We start from the raw sequence: 22585 nt of genomic DNA, 5'->3' as shown, positions 1-22585 counted from the left end.
AGGGGTCAGCGGTTGCGGCGCACGAGGCGCTCGGTGAGGGTGAGGACGCCGTAGAGCGCGAGTCCGAAGACGGACAGCACGATGAGCGTGGCGTAGGTCGCGGCCACCTCGCCGGTGGTGGTGAACTGCTGGATGGCGTAGCCGATGCCGGTGCGGGACGCGACGAACTCGCCGACGATCGCGCCGATCAGCGCCAGCACCGCCGCGCTGTTGAGCGCGGGGAAGATGAAGGCGAGCGCGTTGGGAATGCGCAGGTAGCGCAGTTCCTGCCACTTACTCGCCCGCAGCGACCGGAAGAGGTTCACCTCGTCGTCGCTGACCTCGGTGAGGCCCGCGATCGTGTTGGTGAGCACCGGGAAGAACGCCAGCAGCGCGGCCAGCACCACCTTCGGCGCCAGGTCGTAGCCGAAGATCGCGACGATCAGCGGGGCGATCGCGACCTTCGGGAACGTCTGCGAGATCAGAATGTACGGGTAGACGGCGTTGCGCAGGATCGGCGAGAACGCGAACGCCGAGCCCACCACCAGCGCGGCGGCCACGGCGAGCACGAAGCCGAACAGGGTCTCCTGCACCGTGGCCGACAGGTGGGGCCACAGGCTGCCGTCGGAGATCATCCGCCCGAGCGCCGCCAGGACGTCGCCCGGCGGGGCGAGCAGCAGCGGCGACACCGCGCCGGAGGTGGCGAGCACGTGCCACGTGGTGACGATCGCGACGAAGATCAGCACGGCGAGCGCCGCCGACTTCGCACCGGCACCACCGCGGGGCCGGGGTGGCGTGGCCGTCTCGTCCGCGACGGTGGAGGCGAGCTGGGTGGCCATCAGCGTTCTCCCTTCCGCTCCCCGGCGCGCGCGTCGTCGAGCACCGCGCGCACGTGCCGGATCGCCTCGTAGAACTCGGGGGTGTTGCGCAGCGCGCGCTCCCGAGGGCGCGGCAGTTCCACCGGGATGTTGGCGTGGACGCGGCCGGGCCGCGCGCTCATCACGACGACGCGGTCGGACAGGAACACCGCCTCCGAGATGCTGTGGGTGACGAACACGACCGTCTTGGGCTCGTGCTGCCAGACGCGCAGCAGCTCGTCGTTGAGGTCCTCGCGGGTGAACTCGTCGAGCGCGCCGAACGGCTCGTCCATGAGCAGCAGCGACGGCTGGGTGATCAGCGAGCGCGCGATCGCGACCCGCTGCTCCATGCCGCCGGAGAGTTCCTTCGGGTGGTGCTTCTCGAACCCGGCGAGCCCCATCAGGCCCAGCAGGTCCACGGCACGCGCCTCACCCTCGGCGTCGCGCGTGCCGTCGATGTCCAACGGCAGGCAGATGTTGTCGAGCACGTTGCGCCAGCGCAGCAGCGTCGGCTTCTGGAAGGCGACCCCGATCTGCGGTAGCGGCTCGGTGACGGTGGCGCCGTCGATGGCGACCGTGCCGGTGGACGGCGTGAGCAGCCCGGCGATCATCTTGAGCAGCGTCGACTTGCCGCAGCCGCTCGGACCGATCAGCGAGACGAACTGGCCCGCCTCGATCTCCAGATCCACATCGGACAGGGCGTGGACGAGCTTGCCCTTGCCCTCGAAGGTCTTGGTCACGGCGCGGGCCGTGATGGCGGACGGTGCGGCGGTGGTGCGCGCGGGCGCGTCCGCCAGTGTGCGGGTGGCCATCGGGTCACTCCTCTCGGCTGGGCTGGTCGGTGCCGCCGGCGGGCAGCACGTCGGCGTAGAAGCGCAGCCAGTTGCCGCCCATCACGGCGGCGACCGACGGCTCGTCGAACCCGTACCGGCGCAGCGCCTCCTCCTTCGCGGGGAACGCGCGGGTGTCGGGAAACCACGGCAGCGGCGGCTGCTTGCCAGGGTTGCTCGCGGAGCCCGCGCCGTACTGCGGCTGCATGCTCCACCGCCCCTGCCTCATCCACTGCAGGTGCTCGAAGGTCACCTTGCGGCCGAGGTCGGTGCCGATGCCGACGTGCTCGATGCCGATGAGGTCCACGGTGCGCGCGACCATCTCGGCCCAGGCATCGATGCTCTCGGCGTAAGGACCGGAGATGTTGCGGTAGCCCGAGACCCCGAGCACGCCGCCACGGGCGGCGAGTCCTTTGAGGACCTCGTCGGACTTGTTGCGGCGATGGGGCACGAGCGACGCGGCGTTGGCGTGGGTGACGGCCACGGGTTTGGCCGAGTGCTCGATGGCCTCGATGCTGGTGCGCTCCCCCACGTGCGAGAGGTCGATGGCCATGCCCACGCGGTTCATCTCGGCCACCACCTCCCGGCCGAAGCGGGTGAGGCCGCTGTCGGGGTCGTCGTAGCAGCTGGCGCCGATGTCGTTCTGGATGTTGTAGGTCAGCTGCGCGACGCGCACGCCGAGGTCGGCGAACAGCTCCACGAACCGGATCCGGCCAGCCAGGAAGGCGCTGTTCTGGAACCCGAGCAGGATCGCCGTCCTGCCCTCGGCCGCGATCCGCTCCACGTCGGCGGCGGTGCGCGCGATGCCGATCAGGTCGGCGTTGTCGCGCTCCAGCTGCCGCCAGGCGGCCAGCGAGTCCATCGACTCCAGCGCGTCGCCCCAGTAGCCGCACGTCACGGTCACGCAGGCGAGCCCGCCCTCACGCAGTTCGGTGAACACCTCGCGGTCGAACTCGCTGCATTCGAGTCCGTCAACGTAATGCACTTGGTTCTCCTGTCGCTTCAGGACGCGGCTTCGGCCACGTAGTCGGGATCGGTCTCGGTGAGCCCCTCGCCGCCGGTGAGCAGCGCGGCCCCGGCGTGGTTGCGGGACAAGGGCGTGTCGATGGTCAGGGCCTCGTTGGACCGGTGGTACAGGCGCCACCACATCGGGGCCGGGACCGTGAGCCCGTGCAGCGCGGCCTCGAGCAGGTGCTCGCCACCCGCCATCGCCGCCCGCGAGCCGGCCGGGACCGCCGCGGTGGCCTTCGTCGCCTCCAGCACGCGGATCTCGCCCGCGCCGGTCACGCGCACCCGGGCGCCGAGGCGGGCGCCGAGCGGCGCGGCGGCGAGCAGCAGCCCGGGGTCGGTCAGGCCCGTCACGGTCAGCGTCGCCGAGCCGTGCTCGGCGACGGTCGCGACGGCGAGGTCGAGCAGAGCCGGCACCGCGAACGGCGCCGGGACTCCCGGTGCCGCCACAGCGATCCGGGGACCGTCCTCCGCGGTGATCTCCAGCGCGTCCCACCCGCCCGGGGCACGCCCGTCGAGGAAGGCGAGGCCCTCCAGCCCGAGCGCCTCGGCGGCGACCACGACCTCCCGCACCGCGGCCCACGCGCCCTTGGGGACGCCGAGCAGCATCACGATCCGTTCGGTGACCAGGCGGGTCTCGCGCAGGCTCACCCGCAGCGTCTCCGCGCTCATCGCGCACCGCCCTTCCCGGAAAGCACCTCGTTGACCTCCTCGGCCCGCCGCAGCAGTGCGGTCGTGGCCTTCTCGACATCGAGCCTGCTCGCCGGTCCGGCCAGGCTGAGCGCGCCGACGCAGCCGCCGTGCACGTCGAAGACGGGCGCGGCGATGCCGGTGACACCGTCGAGCCAGCGCCCGCTGGACGTCGCGTAGCCCGCCTCACGGATCGCGGCGAGGTCCTCGGCGGCGGGCACCTCCACGCCGCGGTTGCGCAGGTCGTCGAGCTGACGCTCGGTGGCCCACGCCATGAGCACCTTCCCTGACGCACTGCGGCCCAGCGGCATCTGCGCCTCGGCACGCAGGTCGACCTGCAGTGTGCGGCCGGGCTCGAGCCGCTGGATGATCGTGGCGGTGTCGCGTTCGAGGATCGCGAGCGACACCGCCTCGCGGATCTCCTCGACGAGCCGTTCCATCGCGGGCAGCACGCGGTCGGCGAGCCCCGCCTGCCGCAGTGCGGACTGGCCGACCCACGCGGCGCGCAGGGTGAGCCGGTAGGCGCCGTCGTCGGTCTGCTCCATCCACCCCGCGGCGGTGAGGGTCACCAGCTGCTGGTGCACGGCGGCCCGCGACCAGCCCAGTTCCCTCGCCAGCTCGGACACGCGCACCGAACGCTCCGCCTGTGCGACGGTCTCCAGCACGCCGAGGCTTTTCAGCGTGGTGGACAGCGGCTGCGTGCGGGGCTTGCTCTCCTCGCTCACGCGCGGTCTCCTTGTTCGGGGTCCGTACCGGGCTCGGCCGGCCACCACCAGACGCGCTCGTCGCCCCGCGCGATGTCCTCCCGCGTGGGAGCGCCCTGGAAGATCAGGCCGCGCAGTGTCCGGTTGAGATAGTCCTTCGTGCGGTCCAGTCCGTACAGTGCGCCGTTCATGAGCCGGATCAGCCTGGCGGGCACGAACTCCACGTCCAGCGCGTCCACATAGGGCTGAGCGTAGGGGTTGCCGCGCAACGCCTGGAACCGCTCGATCGCGGCCAGCTGCCCGGGGTTGTCGAACAGGAACCGTCCAACCCGGACACCCGGGTCGTAGGTGTCCAGCCGTGCGCGCAGGCTCCGTGCGAGCCCTGGCACGTCCACGGAGAGGTCGAACCCGCCGGGCACCTCCTCGCGGGGGCCGGAGCGGGGCTCCTCCGAGGACCGGGACTTGTACCAGATGCGCCTGCGGTCGTGCTCGCCCGCGATGGGCAGCTCCAGCGCCCAGCGGTACTCCTCGTCGAGGAGGCTGCGCAGCTCACCGATGGTCATGCCGGGCTCGCGCACCAGCTGCTCGTCCACGAGGAGCTCCTCGGTGAGCCGCGTGCACTCCTGCGGCACGAACTCGATCAGCAGCGCGTCGAGCGTTTCCTCGGTCTCCTCCGTGACGGTTCCGGCGACCTCCCTGCGCAGCTGCTCGAAGGCCGGCACGTCCGCACCCGCGAACCGTTCCCCGTCGCGGAGCTTCTGCGCCAGCGCACGGACCTGTTCGAGCTCCGCCGCGACCCGGTCGCTGGCCGGGAAAACGTTGTAGCTCATGGGATCCTGGCGGCGGTAGGTGATGGCACGATCCAGCAGCCCGAGGAGCGTGTCCCAGCGTTCGTCCCCTTCGGACGGATCGAGCCCGCGCGCCGCGAGCAGGGCGCGCTCGCGCAGGGTCAGCCAGCGGTCGACGAGCCGGGGGTGGTTGGCGACGAAGAGCACGAGCCCGAGCGCGGAGCCGTTGCCGAGCCCCAGGTACCGGCGGTATTCCGGCGCGAGCGGCACCGCGTGGGGCGAAGCGCCCCGCGCGAGTCGTTCGCACAGGTCGGCGCTGAACTCGCGCATGAGGTAGGCCGTGAGCATCTGGGCGTGGTAGGGAACGCGCAGCGGGTGACGGTCACCGTAGGAGATGAACGTGCGGGTGCCGAACGTTCCGTTGGCGTCGAGACCGGTGTTGCGCATGAGGTAGCCGATGCCCCGCAGCACGCCCGGGTCGGGCTGGCGGCCGCCGGCCAGCGCGCGGACGGTGTGCTCGAACGCCCGCAGGCTCCGGTTGGAGCGGCACCAGACCAGCGTGCCCGGTGCGGCGCGGCCGGCGTAGAGCTTCGGCAGCTCGCGGCGGGTCTGCTCGATGCGCGCCTCGTCGGCCTCGCCCTCCCACAGCGCGCCCACCATGTCCCAGCTCTGGCCGATGATGCGCGGCGTCCGGTCGACCATGCGCGGCTCGGAACTGAAGGCGGCGAAGGAGAACACGTCGCTTCCGGTGTCCACCCGGTACACCGCGACACCGTCGCCGGCATCGGAGACGTCCATCGTGGACAGTTCGATGCTCCAGCGTTCCCGCGTCATCTTCTCGATCAGTGACCGGCTCGCGCTGAGCCGGGTCGGCTGCATGGCCGCCAGTCGCCGCGGATCCATCAGCTCGGCGGGATCGCGGAACGCGAGCCCGTCCGCCGTGGCCGCGGGGGCGGGTCTGCCGGCAGTACGCATCCACCCAACCTTCGTGTCGGTGTTTGTCCTGAATATCTTGACAGCGTTCGCTTTTACATGACACTATGTGCTCGCGATCCCCCGCACAAGAGTTCGCGCGCAGTTGATCTGGTTGTAACCCCGCGCGAGTCGCCCGCTCCAGCCCGCGAGTCGCCCGCTCAGGACCGCGAGTTGTGCACTCAGGACACCGAGTTGTGCGTTCGCCGTACTGCCGCGGGAAAGCGGGAACTACCGAAGCGGGGAACTCGCGGGCGGGAATGCAGAACTCGCGCGCAGGAACGCACGACTCGCGGCCGGGAGCGCACGACTCGCGGTCCGGAGCGCACGACTCGCGAACGGGAACGCACGACTCGCGCGGCCGCCGCTACGGCGGCGCGTCAGCGGCGGCGGCGCGGTGTCAGCCGGACGCCGGGGAGCCCGGGCGCGGGGATGCGCGCGTCACCGTGACCGGCGACGCGGCCGAAACGGGAGGTGTCGCCGGCTTCCCAGTCGGCGCGGGCCCGGGCGATCTCGTCGTGGCCGCGGCCGACGAAGTTCCACCACATCACGAGCTCGTCGGGGAAGGGCTCACCGCCGAGCAGCACGGCCCGGGCGCCGCCCGCCGACGACACCGGCAGCGACGTGCGGCCGGTGCCCAGGTACAGCAACGGGCCCACCGCGAGTGGGGTGTCCGCGACGACGGCCTCACCCTCCACCACGAGCACGGCGTACTCGAAGTCCGGGCGCAGCGGCACCTCCGCGCCGGCACCCGGCTCCACCGTCAGCTCGGCGCCGACGATCGGCGTGTACACCGTCGCGGGCGACACCGCCTCCCCCAGCGCACCCACCAGCACCGTCGCCCGCAGCCCGCCGTCCTCGTACGCCGGCAACGACACGTGCTGTTCGAAGGCGGGCACGACGCCGGTGCTGTCCCTCGGCAACGCCACCCACAGCTGCAGGCCGTGCAGCAACGGCTCGGAGCCGAGCGAGAACTCCGAGTGCGCCACCCCTCGGCCGCCGGTCATGAGGTTGAGCTGGCCGGGCCGGACGACCACGTCGCTGCCGATGCTGTCGCGGTGCCGGATCTCGCCCGCGATCGGCCAGGTGACGGTCTGCAGGCCGATGTGCGGATGCGGCAGCACGCGCATGTCGGAGCGCGCGGGACCGAACTGGTCGAGGAAGCACCACGCGCCGACGGTCGGCAGAGCCCGCTGCGGCAGCACCCGGTCGACCTGGATGCCCCGCACCCCGCCGAGCGGGACGGTCCGGGCCCGCAGCAGCTCGGTCACCGCGCCGTGTTCCGCCGTGCGGCACGGCGTCACCTCGGGGCGGGCGTCGAGGTTACTCATCCGCCTTGCCGTTACCGCGCCAGTGGACGTGCTCCTCGTAGCGGTCGGGGTTCTTGCGCACGTAGCTTGCGATGAACGGGCACACCGGCACGATGATCCGGCCCCGCGCCACGGCGTCGTCGAGCGCGCCCGCGGCGAGCACCTTCCCGAGCCCCTGTCCGGCGAAGGCGTCGTCGACCTCGGTGTGCAGGTACACGGTGCGCTCGCCCTGCTCGCGGTACTCGGAGAAGCCGGCGAGCCGCTCGCCCGACCACACCTCGTACCGGTTCCGCTCGTCGTTGCGGACCACCCGCGGCTGGGTCACCTGCTCGGTCATCGGCCTCATCCTTCCCGCGTCGCCTGTCCGTCCAACACGCTAGGCGCCCGCGATCTTCCCCGCGAGCGGTCGTGGCCGGCGGGCGGCGGGCTCAGACGAGGGGACGGCCGGTGCGCAGCCTGCGCCGCAGGTCCCAGAGGTAGGCGTTGTAGGGGAACTCGCGCAAGAACCTCGGCAACGGCTTGATGGCCCTCGCGATGCCCCGCATCAGCCGGTCCCAGCGCCGCTGCTGCCGCGGTGTCCACGTCAGGCGCATCTCGTCGCGGAACCGCTGCGGCAGGAAGCCGGTGGTGACAAAGCGGTTGAACGACCCGAACAGCAGGCTCACGATGCGCGGCATGAAGCGCAGTGTGGCGATCCCGTAGAGGTACTCGCGCACGGTGTCGTCGATGTGGACCTGCTCCAGCGAGGAGTTCCAATACTCCTCGAACGCCGCCCGGTCGGCGGGCCACATGTCCTCACGGACCTGCAGCGTGGTGCCCAGCGGCGCGGCGGCGCGATAGACCGCGTCGAGCTCGCCGGGTTCGAGCCTGCCCGCGAAGACGTGGTAGATGTCCTCGAAGCCCTTGTACAGGCAGGCCGCGACCCACAGCTGCAGCCGCGGGTCCATCGCGCTGTACTTGACCGGGCTCTGCTTGCTCGAATACACCTGCCGGTGCTGCTTGTCGACCGCGCGCCGGTAGGCCTGGCGCTCCTCCTCGGTGCCCAGCGTGGCCACGGCGAGGTAGGTCAGCGTCGTGCGCGTCCGTTTCACCGGGTGCTTGAAGACGTTGCCGTCGTCGACCCTGCTCTCCACCACGCCGTACCCGACCCCCGGCCGCGCCAGCTGCATGATGATGTTCGCCGCGCCCGCCATCAGCCCGGCACCGATGACCATGTCGTCACGGACGTCCAGCATCGACTCCGGCTTCTTCGTGGTGGTGTCCATCGGCGACCCCTTTATCTGCTCACACCCGTTAGCAGATATGCAACCGCGTGGTCCCCGGAGATGTCAAGATGGTCGGCATGGACCCCACACCTCTGCGGACCTACGGCGGCGTCACGGGCAGTGACCGGCAGGCCGAGCGCAGGGCCCAGCTCGTCGAGGCCGGGCTGGAGCTGCTCGGCGCGCGCGACGGCGAGCAGAATCTCAGCGTGCGCGGGGTCTGCAGGCAGGCCGGGCTCGCGGCGAGGTACTTCTACGAGAGCTTCGCCGATCGCGACGCGTTCGCGATCGCGGTCTACGACCACGTGGTGGAGGACATCGCGGCGACCACCCTCGCGGCGGTCGACGCGGCGCCGAGGGACGCGCGCGCGAAGATCAGGGCCGGGCTGGGCACGATCGTGCGCACGGTCGCCGAGGACCCCCGGCGCGGGCGGCTGCTGTTCTCCCCCGCGCTGAGCGGCACGGTCCTCGCCAAGCGCCGCGTCGAGTCGACGCGCCTGTTCGTGCGGCTGCTGGGTCTGCAGGCGCGCGAGTTCTACGGCGTGCACACCAGCACGCGGCTCGAGGTGACCGCCGAGCTGCTGGTCGGCGGGCTCGCCCAGACTCTGACGTCGTGGCTGGACGGCACGCTGCCTGCGAGCGAGGAGGAGATCGTGGAGCACTGCGGCGACATCTTCTTCACGGTCGCCGAGCACACCGATCTCGGCGGGTCCACCGCGGACTGAGCCGGTCCCGAGCGCACAACTCGGCGTCCCGAGTGCACAACTCGGCGTCCGGAGTGCACGACTCGCGGGCCGGAGCGCACGACTCGCGCGTCAGCCCTTGCCCGGGTGCGTCGTGCCGCATTCGCGGCACACGCGCGCCTGCTCGTCGGTGTAGAACGCCTCGAACACCGGCGGCAGGTCGGCGACGATGTCGCTCACCTGCAGCTCGACCTCGTACACGAGTGCCGAGCAGTTCGGGCAGTACCACTGGAACTTCTCCAGCGTGCCCTCCTTGCGGACGCGCTCGATCACGATGCCGACAGAGCCGGCCTCGGGCCGCTGCGGCGAGTGCGGCACGTTCGGCGGCAGCACCCACATCTCGCCCTCGCGGATGTGCACGGGCTCGACGCCGTTCTCGGTGACGATGTCGACGTGGATGTTGCCCCTGATCTGGTAGAAGAACTCCTCGTAGGGGTCGACGTGGAAGTCGGTGCGCGCGTTGGGCCCGCCCACCACCATCACGATGAAGTCCTGCGAGCCGGGGAACAGCTGCTTGTTGCCGACCGGCGGTTTGAGCAGCGCCTGGTTCTGCTCGAGCCAGCCGGGAAAGTGGATGGGAGCGGTGATACCGGTCGTTTCTGTCATGTCGTCCTCCTACTCCAGTGCTACTCCGGTGCGGGCGCCGCCGCCGTTCCTGAGGTCCCCTTTCAGCCGAGGTCGACACAGACGTTGGTGGTCTCGCTGTAGAAGTCCAGCGAGTGCGGCCCGCCCTCGCGGCCGATGCCCGAGGCTTTGGTGCCGCCGAAGGGGCTGCGCAGGTCGCGCAGGAACCACGTGTTGACCCACACCAGCCCGACGTCGAGTGCGGACCCGGCGCGGTGGGCCCTGCCGACGTCGCGGGTCCACACCGCGGCGGCGAGGCCGTAGTCGCTGTCGTTGGCGAGCGCGTAGGCCTCCTCCTCGTCGTCGAAGGGAGCCACGTGGCACACCGGCCCGAAGATCTCCTCCCGGTTGGTCCTGGTGTTCGGGCCGAGCCCGGTCAGCACGGTCGGGCGCACGTACGCGCCGCCGTCGCGGGCGTCGCCGAACACCGGGTGGTCGCCGCCGGCGTGCACCTCGGCGCCCTCCGCACGGGCGAGCCGGTAGTAGCCGAGGACCTTCTCCCGGTGTTCGCGGGAGATCAGCGGCATCGTCGTGAGCCCGGCGTCGGCAGGCCAGCCGAACACGGTCTCCCTCGCGCGGGCGGCGAGTCGTTCGGTGAACTCCTCGAACACCGGCCGTTGCACGTAGAGCCGTTCGGTGCACAGGCACACCTGCCCGCCGTTGGTGAACGACGACCGCGCGCTGCCCGCCACGGCGGCGTCCAGGTCGGCGTCGGCGAACACGAGGCCCGCGTTCTTGCCGCCCAGCTCGAACGACACCGCCTTCACGCCGTCCGCGGCCGCCCTCATGATCGCGCTGCCCGTGCCGGACTCGCCCGTGAACGTGATCGCGTCGACGCCGGGGTGCCGCACGAGGTACTCCCCCGCCGAGTCCGGACCGAACCCGTTGACGACGTTGAACACGCCCGGCGGCAGCCCGGCGTCACGCACGATCTCCGCGAGCACCGCCGCCGAGGACGGCGTCTCCTCCGACGGCTTCACCACCACGGCGTCGCCGCACGCCAGCGCGGGCGCGACCTTCCACGTGAGCAACAGCAGCGGCAGGTTCCACGGCACGATCACGGCGACCACGCCGACGGGCTTGCGGACGGCGTAGTTGAGCGCGCGGCCGCCACCCGCGGTGCCGGTGAGGAAGGACTCCCCCGCCGCCGAACTCACGACGTCGGCGAACGCGCGGAAGTTCGCCGCCGCGCGCGGAACGTCGAGCGTGCGGGCCTGGTCCACGGGTTTGCCGGTGTCGGCGACCTCGGCGGCCACGAGGTCGTCGAAGCGGCGTTCGGCCGCATCGGCGATGCGGCGCAGCACCGCGGCGCGCTCCAGCTCCGTGGTGCGTGCCCACGGCCCGCGCAACGCCCGCCTGGCCGCCGCGACGGCGGCGTCCACTTCGGACTCACCGGCCTCGGCGACCTGGCACAGTGTCTCGCCGGTGACGGGGCTGCGGTTGGGGAACTCCTTGGCCGAACCGGTGAACTCTCCGTCGATGAAGTGCCGCAGCTGGGTCATGACTTCCTCCGGAGTGCGGTGACGGCGCCGGAGTGGCCGAGAGCTCCGGCCGCCGCCGCGCCGAGCAGGCGGTGCTGGGCCCGCACGCGGCGGCGCACCACCGAGTACGGGACGGTCGAGAAGGACACGAGCTCGTAGCGCGAGACGTAGCGCCCCGGCAGCGCGCGCTCCAGCGCGTGCTCGACGCGCTTGCCGAGCTTGAACAGCGGCGAGGCGATCTTGTCGCGCATTTCGGTGAAGTTGGCCAGTGCCATCTCCGCGATCGCCTCGGTGTCGGCGCGGCGTTCCCGGTCGAACAGCGGCAGGGCCGCGCTCCAGTCGCCGCCGGTGTCGTCGAGGCACCGGTCGAGCACCACGACGTCCTCGAACGCGCAGTTGGCGCCCTGCCCGTAGAACGGGACGATCGCGTGCGCGGCGTCGCCGAGCAGGCACACCCGGCCTCTCGCCTGCCAGGGCGCGCAGTGCACGGTGCCGAGCAGGCCGACGGGATTCTCACGGTACTCGGTGACCAGCTCCGGCAGCAGCGGCACCACGTCGGGGTAGTGCGCGGTGAAGTACTGCTCCACGGCGGCGGGGCTGCTGAGCGAGGCGAAGGACTCGGTGCCGCCGGTGGGCCAGAACAGGGTGCACGTGAACGAGCGGTCCGGGTTGGGCAGCGCGATCATCATCGAGCGGCCCCTCGGCCAGATGTGCAGGGCACCCGGGTCGAGCGCGAAGTCGCCGTCCACGGCCGGGATGGTCAGCTCCTTGTAGCCGTAGTCGAGGAAGTCGAGCGTCTCGGTGGTGGCGCCGTGGCGCAGCAGCTCGCCGCGCACGGCCGAGCCCGCCCCGTCGGCGCCCAGCACCACGGCGGCCCCGGCGTGTACGGGCCCGTCCGGTGTCTCGAACGTCAGCGCGCCGGTGGCCGGGTCGAGGCCGGTCAGCCGGTGCTCGAAGCGCACCTCCACCTCCGCGGGCGCCTGCGCGGCGTCCAGCAGGAGGTTGTTGAGGGCGCGCCGGCCGATCGAGTTGATCGCGCGCTCGCCGTCGGCGCTGTAGGGCTGGAAGTCCAGTGCTCCGTCTGCGCCCTTGCCGGCGTGGACCATCCGGCCGCGCATGGGCAGCGCCCCGGCGAGGACCGTGCCGTCGAGCCCCACCCGCCGCAGGGCGTCGAGGCCGCGTTCGGACAGCGCGAGGTTGATGGAGCGTCCGCGTTCGGCTCCGGTGAGCCGGGGGTCGGGGCGCCGCTCGTCGAGCACCACCCGCTCACCCCGGCGCGCGAGGTACCCGGCGAGCAGGCAGCCGGTCAGCCCCGCGCCGACGATCGCGACGTCTCCGTTGGCCGTCATGGTTCCTCCGGGACGAGCCGGGCGAGCGCGGCGGTGACGGCGCCGGGCTCCGGGCGCAGGCGGCGGTGCGGCTCGCGCGGGGTGAGCAGCGTGAGCGCGCGGGTGGCGGTGACGGCGCCGGGCAGCTCGGCCCTGGTGGCGGGCCGCAGGCCCGGCGAGGTTCCCGCGAGGCCGCCGGCGCCGGGGTGCGTGCCACCCCGCGCGGGCGGGACGGGCAACCGGCTCCGGTGCCCCGGGTCGGCCTCGCCCCGGCGCAGCGCGCCTGCCCCGGTGTCGTCGAGCGTCGTCGTCATCGCCGTCAGCCCATCAGCGTCGGTGCCGTCCCTCCCATAGTGCGCGTGCCGGAGCCCGGATGGTGATACCCCTGGACGGCGAACTTCCGGCGGACATCGATCCGCTGCCGCGGGAGCCGGTCGCAGACCGTCGCGGACGGGCGCCCGCGTCCCGCCTCGGACGCAGGCGCGGCGCACCGATCGTCCACAGTGCATGGACGCCGGATTCGCGTGCGGCGACGCGGACGGCGTGCCGCTCAGCGCCTCCTGCGCCACCACCGCTCGCGCCGAGGCGGTGCCTCCGGTTCCGCCGCCGGAGGCACCGGTGGCCCGGTACGCGCCGCCCGCCAGCCGGCGACGATGTCGTCGGCGTCCACGGGCGCGACGTGCACGCGCGGCCCGGTGCCCGCGCGCAGCCAGTCCGCGATGCGCCGGTTCAGCGCGCCGACGGCCTCGCGCACGGCCTCCTCCGACCGCAGCGGCGCGACCGTCTCCGGCAGCCGCTCGGCCTCCTTGCGCAGCCGCAGCGGGGTCGGCAGCAACGCCTCCGACGGCAGGCCCTCACGCCGCAGGTAGTCCCGCAGCCACCACTGCTCCTCGACGGGGCGGTCGCGGCCGGGCAGCGGTTTGCCCGCGCCCGGCAGGTCGTCGAACTCGCCTCGCTCCTGCGCTTCCCGGATCTGCTTCTCGACCCACGACTCGAAGCTGACCCCGGGCGGCTTCCGTTCCGTCATGTCCGCACCTCGGTCTCGCCGGTCCAGTTATGATACATCGGTACCACAAAGGAGGCGAGCATGCCGAGGACCGTCGACCACGCGCAGCGGCGAGCGATGATCGCCGAGGGCCTGGTCCGGCTCGCCGCCCGCGAGGGCCTGCACTCCGTGACGATGCGCGCCGTCGCGGCCGAGGCGGGGGTGTCGCTGCGGCTCGTGCAGTACTACTTCGAGACCAAGGCCGCCCTGCTGCATGCGACGCTGCTGCACCTGGAGGAGGCGAGCCACGCGCGATGGCGGGAGCGTCTGGCCGCGCTCCCCGGCCCGGTGCCCGCACGGCGGTTCGTCGAGGCCCTGCTCGCCGAGGCCCTGCCGACCGACGAGCGCAGCCGCGCGTTCCACCTGGTCTGGACGTCGTACGCGGTGCTCGCCATGACCGAACCGGACCTGGCCGCCCAGCCGTTCGTCGCGGGCCCCAGGCGGCTCGAACGGCAACTGGCGGCGACGCTGCGGGAGGCCGCGGGCGAGCTGCCCGAGGGCGCGGACCCGGCGGCGGAGGCCGCCCGCCTGCTCGCCCTCGCCCACGGGCTCGGCACCAGCGTGCTCGTCGGCCAGCGCACGGGGGACTCCGCGGAGGCGGTGCTGCGTTACCACGTCGACCGCCTCTTCACCCGCGCGGAGCCGGCTTGACGGCGTGCGCGCGAGTTCCGCGCAGCACCTCCGGCGGTACGTGACGAGCCCGAGAGCCGCGCACCCGCATCGCCGCCGTGGCACCATCGACAGCGAACAACCCGGCTGGAGGGACCGGTGGCTGACGGCGAGTTCTCCGCGTATGGCCTGTCGCACTGGCTGGTCCTCGCCGTGTTCGCGGCGGGGGCCGCGGCGCTTGCCGGCACCGGCCGCAGGCAGCGCGGCACCCCCGCGGAACGCCGGCTGAGCCGCGTGTTCGCCGTGGTCGTCCTGGCCGCCGCGGTGGTGGTGCAGACCTACTCGATGATCACCATCCGCGATCCGGTGAACTGGATCCCGCTGCACCTGTCCGACCTCGCGGGCCCGGTCGTGGCGTACGCACTGTGGACCCGCAGGCCGTGGCCGTGCGCACTGACGTACTTCTGGTGCCTGACCCTGAGCAGCCAGGCACTGTTCTTCCCCGTGCTGACCGGACCCGACTTCCCGTCCCGCACGTTCGTGACGTTCTGGGGCATGCACCTGCTCGTCGTCTGGGCGGCGGTCTACCTCACCTGGGGCGTGGGCCGCGCACCGGACTGGCGCGGCTACTGGTTCTCCGTCACCGTCACGGCGGGCTGGGCCGCGGTCGCGATGGTGTTCAACGCGGTCGCGGGCACCAACTACGGCTACCTGAGCCGCGCACCCGAGTCGGCGTCGCTCGTGGACGTGCTCGGCCCGTGGCCGTGGTACGTGCTCTCGATCGTCGCGCTCGTCCTCGGCGTGTGGGCCCTCATGACGTGGCCGTGGACCCGGCGGCACCACCGGCACGCCACCACGGCGCCAGCCTTCCACCACCGTCCACGCCGGACACAAAACAAGCAGGGGTCTTGACGACTCCCTGCCACTCTCAACATATAGCGCACCCCGGGGCTTGCGGCAAGACCCGGTTCGTGCCGCAGAATCTCCGGCCGACAGGCGATCTCAGGGAACGCAGGGGGCCACATGTACGACGTGATCATCGCCGGGGGCGGGCCGACCGGCCTGATGCTGGCCGGGGAGCTGCGGCTGCAGGGCGTGCGGGTGCTCGTGCTCGACAGGGAGCCGGAGCCGACCCCCGTGGTCCGCTCGCTCGGCTTGCACGTGCGCAGCATCGAGGTGCTGGCCCAGCGCGGTCTGCTGGACCGGTTCCTCGCCCACGGCACGCGGTACCCGGCCGGCACGTTCTTCGCCGGTATCGACAAGCCCTCCCCCGAGCGGCTCGACACCGCGCACGGCTACGTCCTCGGCATCCCCCAGACGGTCACCGATCGCCTGCTGGAGGAGCACGCCACCGAGGTCGGAGCCGAGCTCAGGCGCGGCTGCGAGCTGGTGGGGCTGAGCCAGGACGAGGAGGGCGTGACCGCGGAGCTGGCCGACGGGACCCGGCTGCGGGCGCGCTACCTCGCCGGGTGCGACGGCGGGCGCAGCACGGTGCGGAAGCTGCTCGGCGTCGGGTTCCCCGGCGAGCCGGCCACGGTCGACACGCTGCTGGGAGAGCTGGAGGTGGACGTGCCGCCGGAGACGGTGGCGGAGGTGGTGGCCGAGGTCCGCGAGACCCAGAAGCGCTTCGGCCTCGGACCGCTCGGCGACGGGGCGTACCGCGTCGTCGTGCCCGCCGGGTCGGTGGCCGGGGACCGGTCGGTCCCGCCGACCCTGGACGAGGTGAAGCAGCAGCTGAGGGCCTTCGCGGGCACCGACTTCGGCGTGCATTCGCCGCGCTGGCTGTCCCGCTTCGGTGACGCCACGCGGCAGGCCGAGCGCTACCGGACCGGCCGGGTGTTCCTGGCGGGCGACGCGGCGCACATCCATCCACCGGTCGGCGGGCAGGGCCTCAACCTCGGCATCCAGGACGCGTTCAACCTCGGCTGGAAGCTGGCCGCCGCGGTGGCGGGCTGGGCGCCGGAGGGGCTGCTCGACAGCTACCACGCCGAACGGCACCCGGTGGCCGAGGACGTCCTCAACAACACCCGCGCGCAGATGCTGCTGATGTCCACCGAGCCGGGGCCGCAGGCCGTCCGCAGGCTGGTGTCGGAGCTGCTGGAGTTCGAGGAGGTGAACCGGTATCTGACCGAGAAGATCACCGCGATCGGCGTCCGCTACGACTTCGGCGAGGGACCCGAGCTGCACGAGCTGCTCGGGAGGCGGCTGCGGGACATCGAGCTGAAGCGGGGACGCCTCTACTCGCTGATGCACGGTGGCCGCGGGCTGCTGCTCGACCAGACCGGGCGGCTGTCGGTGGCAGGCTGGGCCGGCCGGGTCGACCACGTCGTCGACGTCAGTGAGGAGCTCGACACTCCGGCTGTGCTCCTGCGGCCCGACGGCCACGTGGCGTGGGCCGGGGAGGATCAGCGGGACCTGCTCGACCACCTGCCGAGGTGGTTCGGCGCCGCCGCCTGAGACCGCCCCGCGCCACGGCGCTCACCCCGCCGTGGCGCGCCGGCCCGCGGCGTCCCGGACGGGCTCGTCCCGCAGGCTCGCCGTGTGGGTCTCCCCGACCACGAGCACGCACACCACCGTCAGCAGGCAGCACGCGCCGATCACGGCCGAGACGGCCACCGTGCCCGCCCCGGCCATGCTCGCGAACACGACGGGGCCGATTCCCGCGCCGAGCCCGGCGAGCTGGTAGCCCAGTGACGCGCCGGTGTAGCGGGTCCGGGTGCCGAACAGCTCGGTGTAGAGCGCCGCGAGCGGGCCGTACATCGCGGGATGCGTGACCGACTGGCCCAGCACGACGGCCAGCGTCAGCATCGCGGCCGAACCGGTGTCGATCATCGGGAACAGCAGGAAGCCCACCCCGGCGGTGGCGATCGCGCCGCCGAGCACGACGGGCCGTCTGCCGACGCGGTCCGACAGCGCGGAGTAGCCGACGACGCCGAGCACCGCGCCCACGGAGGAGACCGTCAGCGCGTTCAGCACGGTCTGCCGTTCGAAGCCGTGGCCGACGGCGTAGGAGATGACGTAGGTCGTGAGCGTGCCCTGCGCGACGAACGCGCCGAAGCCCACGCCCACCGAGAGCAGGAGGTTCCGAGGGTGCCGGCGCAGCACCTCCAGCAGCGGCGGCGACCCGCGCTTCGTGCGCCCGGACGTCTCGGCGAACACGGGCGTCTCCTCCACCTTCAGGCGCACGAACAGCCCGATCGCGAGCAGCACGACGCTGAGCAGGAACGGAACGCGCCAGCCCCAGGAGAGGAACTGCTCGCCGGTGGTGACGTTCGCCGCGAATGTGAGCGCGAGGGTCGACACGACCATGCCGCTGGGCGCGCCCGCGTTGGTGAAGCTCGCCCACAGCCCCCTCCGGGTGGTGGCGTGCTCGGCGGACATGAGCACGGCGCCGCCCCACTCGCCACCGACCGCGATGCCCTGCAGCACGCGCAGGACGACGAGCAGAATCGGCGCCCACACCCCGATCTGGGCGTAGGTGGGCAGCAGGCCGATGAGCGTGCTGGCCACACCCATCATGGTCATCGTGATCACGAGCATCCGCTTCCTGCCGAGCAGGTCGCCGAAGTGCCCGAAGATCACCCCGCCGAGCGGCCGCGCCAGGTATCCCGTGGTGAACGTGCCGAGGCTGGCGATGGTCCCGACCACCGGGTCGAGGCTGGAGAAGAAGACCCTGTCGAACACCACCGCGGCGGCGGTGGCGTAGAGCAGGAAGTCGTAGTACTCGATGACGCTGCCGAGGTAGCTCGACAGCACGGCCCTCCGGAGCTGGCTCGCGGACCTGGGGGACGGGGGCGTCTGTGCCATCGCGGTGTCCTGCCTCTGTGCCAGCCGCTGACAGTCAGGGCGCGGGAGTGGCCTGAGTCACTCCCGCGCCCCGAAGTTAAACACCCTCGTTACGCCAGTCAATCCGCTGCCCAACGTAATCCGCGAAACCGCCTGGTCAGGCCGCCGGGACCGCCTCGGGCACCCGCCTGCGGCCACGCACCACCACGGTGCCCAGGGCGCCGAGCGCGACCGCCGCGCCACCTGTCATCGTGATCGCCATCGCGGGGCCGTCGTTGCCGAGGACACCCACCAGCGGGGCGATCAGGGCGCCGAGGCCGAACTGCACGGCCCCGAGTACCGCCGCGGCGGTGCCGGCCGCCTCGCCGTGCCGCGACAGCGCGAGGGCAGGCGCGTTCGGCAGCACGAAGCCGACCGCGGCCATCACGAACCACAGCGGCACGACGAAGCCGGTGAGCCCGCCGACATGGCCCAGCGCGAGCGCGGTCAGCACGAGGCCGGCGGCCGTGGCCGCGGTGAGCGCGCCGAGCACGATGCGCTTCGGGCCGTACCGCTTGAGCAGGACGACGTTGAACTGCGACGCGCCGATGATGGCGACGGCTCCCGCACCGAACACGAGCGCGAACTCCTGCTGGTTGAGCCCGAACTGCTCCTGCAGCACGAATGAGGAGCCGGAGATGTAGGCGAACAGCGCCGACATCCCGAGCGCGGCCACCAGCGCGAGGACCACGAACTCGCGGTCGGTCAGCAGGGTCCGGTACGTCCGCAGCACCGGGCGGACCTCGCGCGCCCTGCGGTGCTCGGGCGGGAGGGTCTCCTTCAGCGCGAACACGGCCACCGCGAGCAGCAGCACGCCGAGCACGGCCAGCGCGCCGAACACACCGCGCCACGAGCCGGTGAGCAGGATGGCGCCGCCCAGCGTGGGCGCGAGAATCGGCGCGGCGCCCATCACGAGCATGAGCCGGGACAGCACGGTGGCGGCGGCGTTGCCGGTGAACAGGTCCCGCACCACCGCGAGCGCGACGACCATCGCGGCGGCGGCACCGACGCCCTGCAACGTACGGAAGATCCCCAGAACCCCGACGTTCGGGGCGATCAGGCACAGCAGCGACGCGGCGATGTGCAGTACGGTGCCCGCGATGAGCGGGACCCTGCGCCCGACCGCGTCGGAGAACGGGCCCACCAGCAGCTGGCCGAGGCCGAGTCCCAGCAGCGTGCCGGTGAGGGTGAGCTGCACGGCCGACGACGAGGCGCCCAGGTCCTCGCCGATCGCGGGCAGCGCGGGAAGATACATGTCGATGGTCAACGGGCCCAGCGCGATGAGCGCGCCCAGCACGAGGATCACGCGGATCCGCTCGGCCCGTCCTGGTTCGGGTGCGATCGCACCGCCGGCGGGTGATCCGGCCGGGCGGTTGTGCAACGCGACTCTGTCCATCACTACCTTTCGGATCAGGGGCAAGCGAGGAAGGTCGGCTCTGACGCGATCTTCAGCACGACGCGGGCCCCCTTTGTTCCCCGGAAGCGCATTCGGAGAGTGTGGCGAGGGTTACATCGACGCAGTGTCACCAGGGGGCGCCGACAGTGACTCCACTGTGGACTCCCAGAAGGGAACGAAATGGTTGAAACAACAACAGAATTCGGCGAGTACGACGCGCTGAGCTTCGACTGCTACGGCACGCTCATCGACTGGGAGACCGGCATCGCCGCCGTCATCGGACCGTGGGCACGCCGGTTCGACGCCGCGCTGACCGACGAGCAGCTCCTCGTCACCTACGCCGCCGAGGAGGCCAGGGTCGCGAGGGAACAGCCCGCACTGCCCTATCCGGACGTACTGGCGGAGGCCTTCCGCGGCGTCGGCGAGCGGCTGGGCCATCCCGTCGGCGACGAGGACGCGGCGCGGCTGGGCGCCTCGGTGCCGGACTGGCCCGCCTTCGGCGACTCGCACGACGCGCTCATGGCGCTGAGACGACGCTTCAAGCTCATCATCCTGTCCAATGTGGATCGAGAGAGCTTCGAGGGCAGCCGCAGGCGGCTCGGCGTCCGGTTCGACCACGTCATCACGGCGCAGGACGTCGGCAGCTACAAGCCGGCCCAGCGCAACTTCGACGTGCTGACCGGCTACGCGCGCGGTGAAGGGCTCCGCCTGCTGCACGTGGCTCAGAGCGTCTTCCACGACCACGTCCCGGCGAGGAGGGCAGGCCTGCCCGGAGTGTGGATCAACCGGCGGCACGACCGGCCCGGCTGGGGTGCCACGCCGGACCCCGGACTGCCCGTGACCCCGGACTGGGAGTTCCCCTCGCTCGCGGCGTTCGCGGCCGCGGCGACGTGACCGCTCACGCGCCGGGGTGCGCCGGCCCGGCCGCGGCGACGAGCCGTCCCGTTCCGGCCCGTACGCGGGCCGGCCGGGGCCTCGCGCGCGCTCACCGAACGCGCGAGGTGGCCCTTCGCTCAGCCCACCTCGCGCTCGAAGGTGACGAGCACTCCCTCCACGCCACCGGGACCGATGCGGCCCTTCACCTCCGCTGTGGTGATGGCCTTGAGGCGCCAGCCCTGGGCGGCGTGGTCGTTGAGCACGTTCTCGAGCCGTGCCCCCGACATCTTGCCGCCGATCATCTTCTCGCGGATCTCCACGACCTTGTACTCGTACCGGCCTGCCATCGCACTCAGTCCTTCACGGGCACGGCCATCTCGCCGAGCTCGGACCAGTCGTCCTGCGGCACGGTGGTGTTGACGATGCGGGGCGTCTCCGCCAGGTAGCGCGGCAGGGCCCGCTGCGCGGTCTTGAAGTGCTCGGACTGGACATGTGCCGCGCCGGCGTCGGGATCGCGGAACGCCTCCACGAGCACGTACTCGTTCGGGTCGCCGATGCTGCGCGACCAGTCGAACCACAGGTTTCCCGGCTCGTTCCTGGTCGCCTCGGTGAACTCGGCGGCGATCTCGGGCCAGCGGTCGGCGTGCTCGGGCAGGACCCGGAACTTGGCGGTGATGAAGATCATCGGGCTCCTCTTCTCCCCTCGGTGGTGGTCGGACCGCTCACGATGCCAGGTGCGGGGCGCCGTGTCAGTCCCGCGCGAGGCCCGGCGGGAAGCCGCCGGTCGCGACCGGGCCCCAGCGGTCGATCGTGATCCGGATCAGCGACTTGTTCTGCCTGGCCATCGCCTCGCGGTACTCGGCCCAGTCGGGATGCTCGCCCGAGATGCACCGGAAGTACTCCACGAGGCCGTCGAGCGCGTCGGGCATGTCGAGGACCTCGGCCGTGCCGTCGAGCTGGACGTACGGCCCGTTCCACTCGTCGGAGAGCACGCACATCGACACCCGGGGCTCGCGGCGCGCGTTCTTCGCCTTCGCCCGCATGGGGTACGTCGACACCACGATCCGGCCGCTCTCCTCCACCCCGCACGTCACCGGCGAGAGCTGCGGCGAGCCGTCCGCGCGCGTGGTCATCAGCACGCCGCGGTGCCGCGGTCGCAGGAAGTCCAGCAGGGCGGCACGGTCGACGCGCTGCGCGGTCGCGATGGCGGGTGCCATGAAGCGGGTCTCCTTCACTCGGGTCCGGCTTGATCACCGTAACCGCTGGAGTGCGCTCCAGGTCAACCGGAGAGCGCCGGTTCGGGCTAGCGTCTCCCTATGGCGAAGGATTCCGCGGTGGAACTCGAGGTGGGCGACCGCACGGTGCGAATCTCCAATCCGGACCGGGTGTACTTCCCGGCCAGGGGCGAGACGAAGCTGGACCTCGCCGAGTACTACCTGTCCGTCGGCGACGGGATCGTGCGCGCGCTGCGGGAGCGGCCGTGCATGATGCACCGTTTCCCGTCGGGGGTGGCCGGCGAGAAGGTGCACCAGAAGCGCGTGCCGCACGGTGCCCCGCCGTGGCTGGAGACCGTGCGGGTGCATTTCCCGCGCTACAACCGGCACGCCGACGAGCTGTGCGTCACCGAGCTGGCCTCCGTCATCTGGGCCGTCCAGATGTCGACCGTGGAGTTCCATCCCTGGAACTCCCGCAGGGCCGACACCGAGCGGCCCGACGAGTGGCGCATCGACCTCGACCCGATGCCGAAGTGCGGGTTCGACCGGGTCCGGCGGGTCGCGCACGTCGCCCACGAGATGCTGGACGAGCTCGGCATCACCGGCTACCCGAAGACCTCCGGCGGCCAGGGCCTGCACGTGTACGTCCGGATCGAGCCGAGCTGGGGCTTCGGGGAGGTCCGCCGTGCGGCGCTGGCGTTCGCGAAGGAGGTGGAACGCCGCGCGCCGGACGACGTGACCACGGCGTGGTGGCGCAAGGACCGGGATCCGCGCCTGCTGTTCGTCGACTACAACCAGAACGCGCGCGACCACACGATCGCGAGCGCCTACTCGGTGCGCGGGGTGCCGGAGGCGACCGTGTCGACGCCCATCGCGTGGGAGGAGATCGACGACGTGGAACCGGGCGACTGCACGATCGCGACCGTGCCCGCCCGCTTCGCGAGGCTCGGGGATCTCCACGAGGGCATCGACGACACCGCGTACTCGCTGGAGACGCTCCTCGACTGGGCCGATCGCGACGGGCTCGACGCGTGAGCGGTGCCG

General features: G+C 72.0%; 25 protein-coding genes. 6 read left to right on the top strand and 19 right to left on the bottom strand.

Annotated features, from left to right (window positions below; genetic code table 11):
• Positions 1 to 5 precede the first annotated feature (5 nt).
• The 9 genes from BA062_RS08185 to BA062_RS08145 all read right to left on the bottom strand — a co-directional run bounded on the left by BA062_RS08185 (position 6) and on the right by BA062_RS08145 (position 8403).
• Complete coding sequence (locus BA062_RS08185; protein ID WP_110335464.1) at positions 6 to 818, bottom strand: ABC transporter permease; 813 nt, start codon at positions 816 to 818, stop codon at positions 6 to 8.
• The gene (locus tag BA062_RS08180; RefSeq protein ID WP_110335463.1) at positions 818 to 1648 is read right to left on the bottom strand and encodes an ABC transporter ATP-binding protein; all 831 of its coding nucleotides are present in this window, start codon (positions 1646 to 1648) and stop codon (positions 818 to 820) included. The genes BA062_RS08185 and BA062_RS08180 overlap by 1 nt, the downstream gene beginning before the upstream one ends.
• 4 nt (positions 1649 to 1652) lie before the next feature.
• On the bottom strand, positions 1653 to 2651 hold the full coding sequence (locus BA062_RS40460) for a dipeptidase (protein ID WP_110335462.1): 999 nt from the start codon (positions 2649 to 2651) through the stop codon (positions 1653 to 1655).
• A 17-nt stretch (positions 2652 to 2668) separates the two neighbouring features.
• A complete protein-coding gene (locus BA062_RS40455) occupies positions 2669 to 3346 on the bottom strand; it encodes a hypothetical protein (RefSeq protein WP_110335461.1) in 678 nt (225 codons plus the stop codon).
• Entirely contained in the window at positions 3343 to 4089 is a 747-nt protein-coding gene (locus tag BA062_RS08165; RefSeq protein WP_146240012.1) for an IclR family transcriptional regulator, read from the bottom strand. Before BA062_RS08165 ends, BA062_RS40455 begins: the two co-directional genes overlap by 4 nt.
• Positions 4086 to 5831, bottom strand: coding sequence for a hypothetical protein (locus BA062_RS08160; RefSeq protein WP_110335459.1), 1746 nt, complete (start codon positions 5829 to 5831; stop codon positions 4086 to 4088). Before BA062_RS08160 ends, BA062_RS08165 begins: the two co-directional genes overlap by 4 nt.
• A 377-nt stretch (positions 5832 to 6208) precedes the next feature.
• Positions 6209 to 7159, bottom strand: a complete 951-nt coding sequence (locus BA062_RS08155) for a pirin family protein (RefSeq protein ID WP_110335458.1) — start codon at positions 7157 to 7159, stop codon at positions 6209 to 6211.
• Positions 7152 to 7475 (bottom strand): GNAT family N-acetyltransferase, encoded by a 324-nt coding sequence (locus BA062_RS08150; RefSeq protein WP_110335457.1) that lies wholly within the window; start codon positions 7473 to 7475, stop codon positions 7152 to 7154. Before BA062_RS08150 ends, BA062_RS08155 begins: the two co-directional genes overlap by 8 nt.
• A 91-nt stretch (positions 7476 to 7566) precedes the next feature.
• Positions 7567 to 8403: an oxygenase MpaB family protein gene (locus BA062_RS08145; protein ID WP_110335456.1), complete on the bottom strand. Its 837-nt coding sequence runs from the start codon at positions 8401 to 8403 to the stop codon at positions 7567 to 7569.
• A gap of 77 nt (positions 8404 to 8480) precedes the next feature.
• On the opposite strand from BA062_RS08145, the gene BA062_RS08140 reads away from it, so the two are divergent.
• The gene (locus BA062_RS08140) at positions 8481 to 9125 is read left to right on the top strand and encodes a TetR/AcrR family transcriptional regulator (RefSeq protein WP_110337089.1); all 645 of its coding nucleotides are present in this window, start codon (positions 8481 to 8483) and stop codon (positions 9123 to 9125) included.
• A 90-nt stretch (positions 9126 to 9215) separates the two neighbouring features.
• Here the strand turns inward: BA062_RS08140 and BA062_RS08135 are convergent, their stop codons facing one another.
• The 5 genes from BA062_RS08135 to BA062_RS08115 all read right to left on the bottom strand — a co-directional run bounded on the left by BA062_RS08135 (position 9216) and on the right by BA062_RS08115 (position 13603).
• Entirely contained in the window at positions 9216 to 9749 is a 534-nt protein-coding gene (locus tag BA062_RS08135) for a 3-hydroxyanthranilate 3,4-dioxygenase (RefSeq protein ID WP_110335455.1), read from the bottom strand.
• 62 nt (positions 9750 to 9811) lie between these two features.
• Positions 9812 to 11269: a 2-hydroxymuconic semialdehyde dehydrogenase gene (locus BA062_RS08130; protein ID WP_110335454.1), complete on the bottom strand. Its 1458-nt coding sequence runs from the start codon at positions 11267 to 11269 to the stop codon at positions 9812 to 9814.
• The gene (locus tag BA062_RS08125) at positions 11266 to 12597 is read right to left on the bottom strand and encodes an FAD-dependent oxidoreductase (RefSeq protein WP_110335453.1); all 1332 of its coding nucleotides are present in this window, start codon (positions 12595 to 12597) and stop codon (positions 11266 to 11268) included. The genes BA062_RS08130 and BA062_RS08125 overlap by 4 nt, the downstream gene beginning before the upstream one ends.
• Positions 12594 to 12890, bottom strand: a complete 297-nt coding sequence (locus BA062_RS08120; protein WP_110335452.1) for a hypothetical protein — start codon at positions 12888 to 12890, stop codon at positions 12594 to 12596. The genes BA062_RS08125 and BA062_RS08120 overlap by 4 nt, the downstream gene beginning before the upstream one ends.
• Before the next feature lie 236 nt (positions 12891 to 13126).
• Positions 13127 to 13603: a DnaJ family domain-containing protein gene (locus tag BA062_RS08115; RefSeq protein WP_110335451.1), complete on the bottom strand. Its 477-nt coding sequence runs from the start codon at positions 13601 to 13603 to the stop codon at positions 13127 to 13129.
• Positions 13604 to 13663: 60 nt separating this feature from the next.
• Between BA062_RS08115 and BA062_RS08110 the strand changes: the two genes are divergently transcribed.
• The 3 genes from BA062_RS08110 to rox all read left to right on the top strand — a co-directional run bounded on the left by BA062_RS08110 (position 13664) and on the right by rox (position 16687).
• A complete protein-coding gene (locus BA062_RS08110; protein WP_110335450.1) occupies positions 13664 to 14272 on the top strand; it encodes a TetR/AcrR family transcriptional regulator in 609 nt (202 codons plus the stop codon).
• Between the two features lie 117 nt (positions 14273 to 14389).
• Positions 14390 to 15142 (top strand): YwaF family protein, encoded by a 753-nt coding sequence (locus BA062_RS08105; protein WP_245959728.1) that lies wholly within the window; start codon positions 14390 to 14392, stop codon positions 15140 to 15142.
• Between the two features lie 111 nt (positions 15143 to 15253).
• Positions 15254 to 16687, top strand: coding sequence for a rifampin monooxygenase (gene rox / locus BA062_RS08100; RefSeq protein WP_110335448.1), 1434 nt, complete (start codon positions 15254 to 15256; stop codon positions 16685 to 16687).
• Between the two features lie 21 nt (positions 16688 to 16708).
• On the opposite strand, the gene BA062_RS08095 is transcribed toward rox, so the two are convergent.
• Entirely contained in the window at positions 16709 to 18037 is a 1329-nt protein-coding gene (locus tag BA062_RS08095) for an MFS transporter (protein WP_110335447.1), read from the bottom strand.
• 136 nt (positions 18038 to 18173) lie between these two features.
• A complete protein-coding gene (locus BA062_RS08090; RefSeq protein WP_110335446.1) occupies positions 18174 to 19451 on the bottom strand; it encodes a multidrug effflux MFS transporter in 1278 nt (425 codons plus the stop codon).
• Between the two features lie 180 nt (positions 19452 to 19631).
• On the opposite strand from BA062_RS08090, the gene BA062_RS08085 reads away from it, so the two are divergent.
• A complete protein-coding gene (locus BA062_RS08085) occupies positions 19632 to 20345 on the top strand; it encodes an HAD family hydrolase (protein ID WP_110335445.1) in 714 nt (237 codons plus the stop codon).
• Positions 20346 to 20464: 119 nt separating this feature from the next.
• Here BA062_RS08085 and BA062_RS08080 read toward each other — a convergent pair whose 3' ends face one another.
• The 3 genes from BA062_RS08080 to BA062_RS08070 form a co-directional block, all read right to left on the bottom strand.
• The gene (locus BA062_RS08080) at positions 20465 to 20674 is read right to left on the bottom strand and encodes a DUF4177 domain-containing protein (RefSeq protein ID WP_110335444.1); all 210 of its coding nucleotides are present in this window, start codon (positions 20672 to 20674) and stop codon (positions 20465 to 20467) included.
• A gap of 5 nt (positions 20675 to 20679) precedes the next feature.
• On the bottom strand, positions 20680 to 21012 hold the full coding sequence (locus tag BA062_RS08075) for a putative quinol monooxygenase (protein WP_110335443.1): 333 nt from the start codon (positions 21010 to 21012) through the stop codon (positions 20680 to 20682).
• 64 nt (positions 21013 to 21076) lie between these two features.
• Positions 21077 to 21544, bottom strand: a complete 468-nt coding sequence (locus BA062_RS08070; RefSeq protein ID WP_110335442.1) for a PPOX class F420-dependent oxidoreductase — start codon at positions 21542 to 21544, stop codon at positions 21077 to 21079.
• A gap of 99 nt (positions 21545 to 21643) precedes the next feature.
• Between BA062_RS08070 and ligD the strand changes: the two genes are divergently transcribed.
• On the top strand, positions 21644 to 22576 hold the full coding sequence (ligD, locus tag BA062_RS08065; RefSeq protein WP_110335441.1) for a non-homologous end-joining DNA ligase: 933 nt from the start codon (positions 21644 to 21646) through the stop codon (positions 22574 to 22576).
• Positions 22577 to 22585 lie beyond the last annotated feature (9 nt).

Origin of the sequence: Prauserella flavalba (assembly GCF_003202235.1) — a bacterium.
GTDB lineage: Bacteria > Actinomycetota > Actinomycetes > Mycobacteriales > Pseudonocardiaceae > Prauserella_A > Prauserella_A flavalba.
Note: the sequence above shows the minus strand (reverse complement) of the source record. Positions and strands in the feature narration are given on the sequence as shown.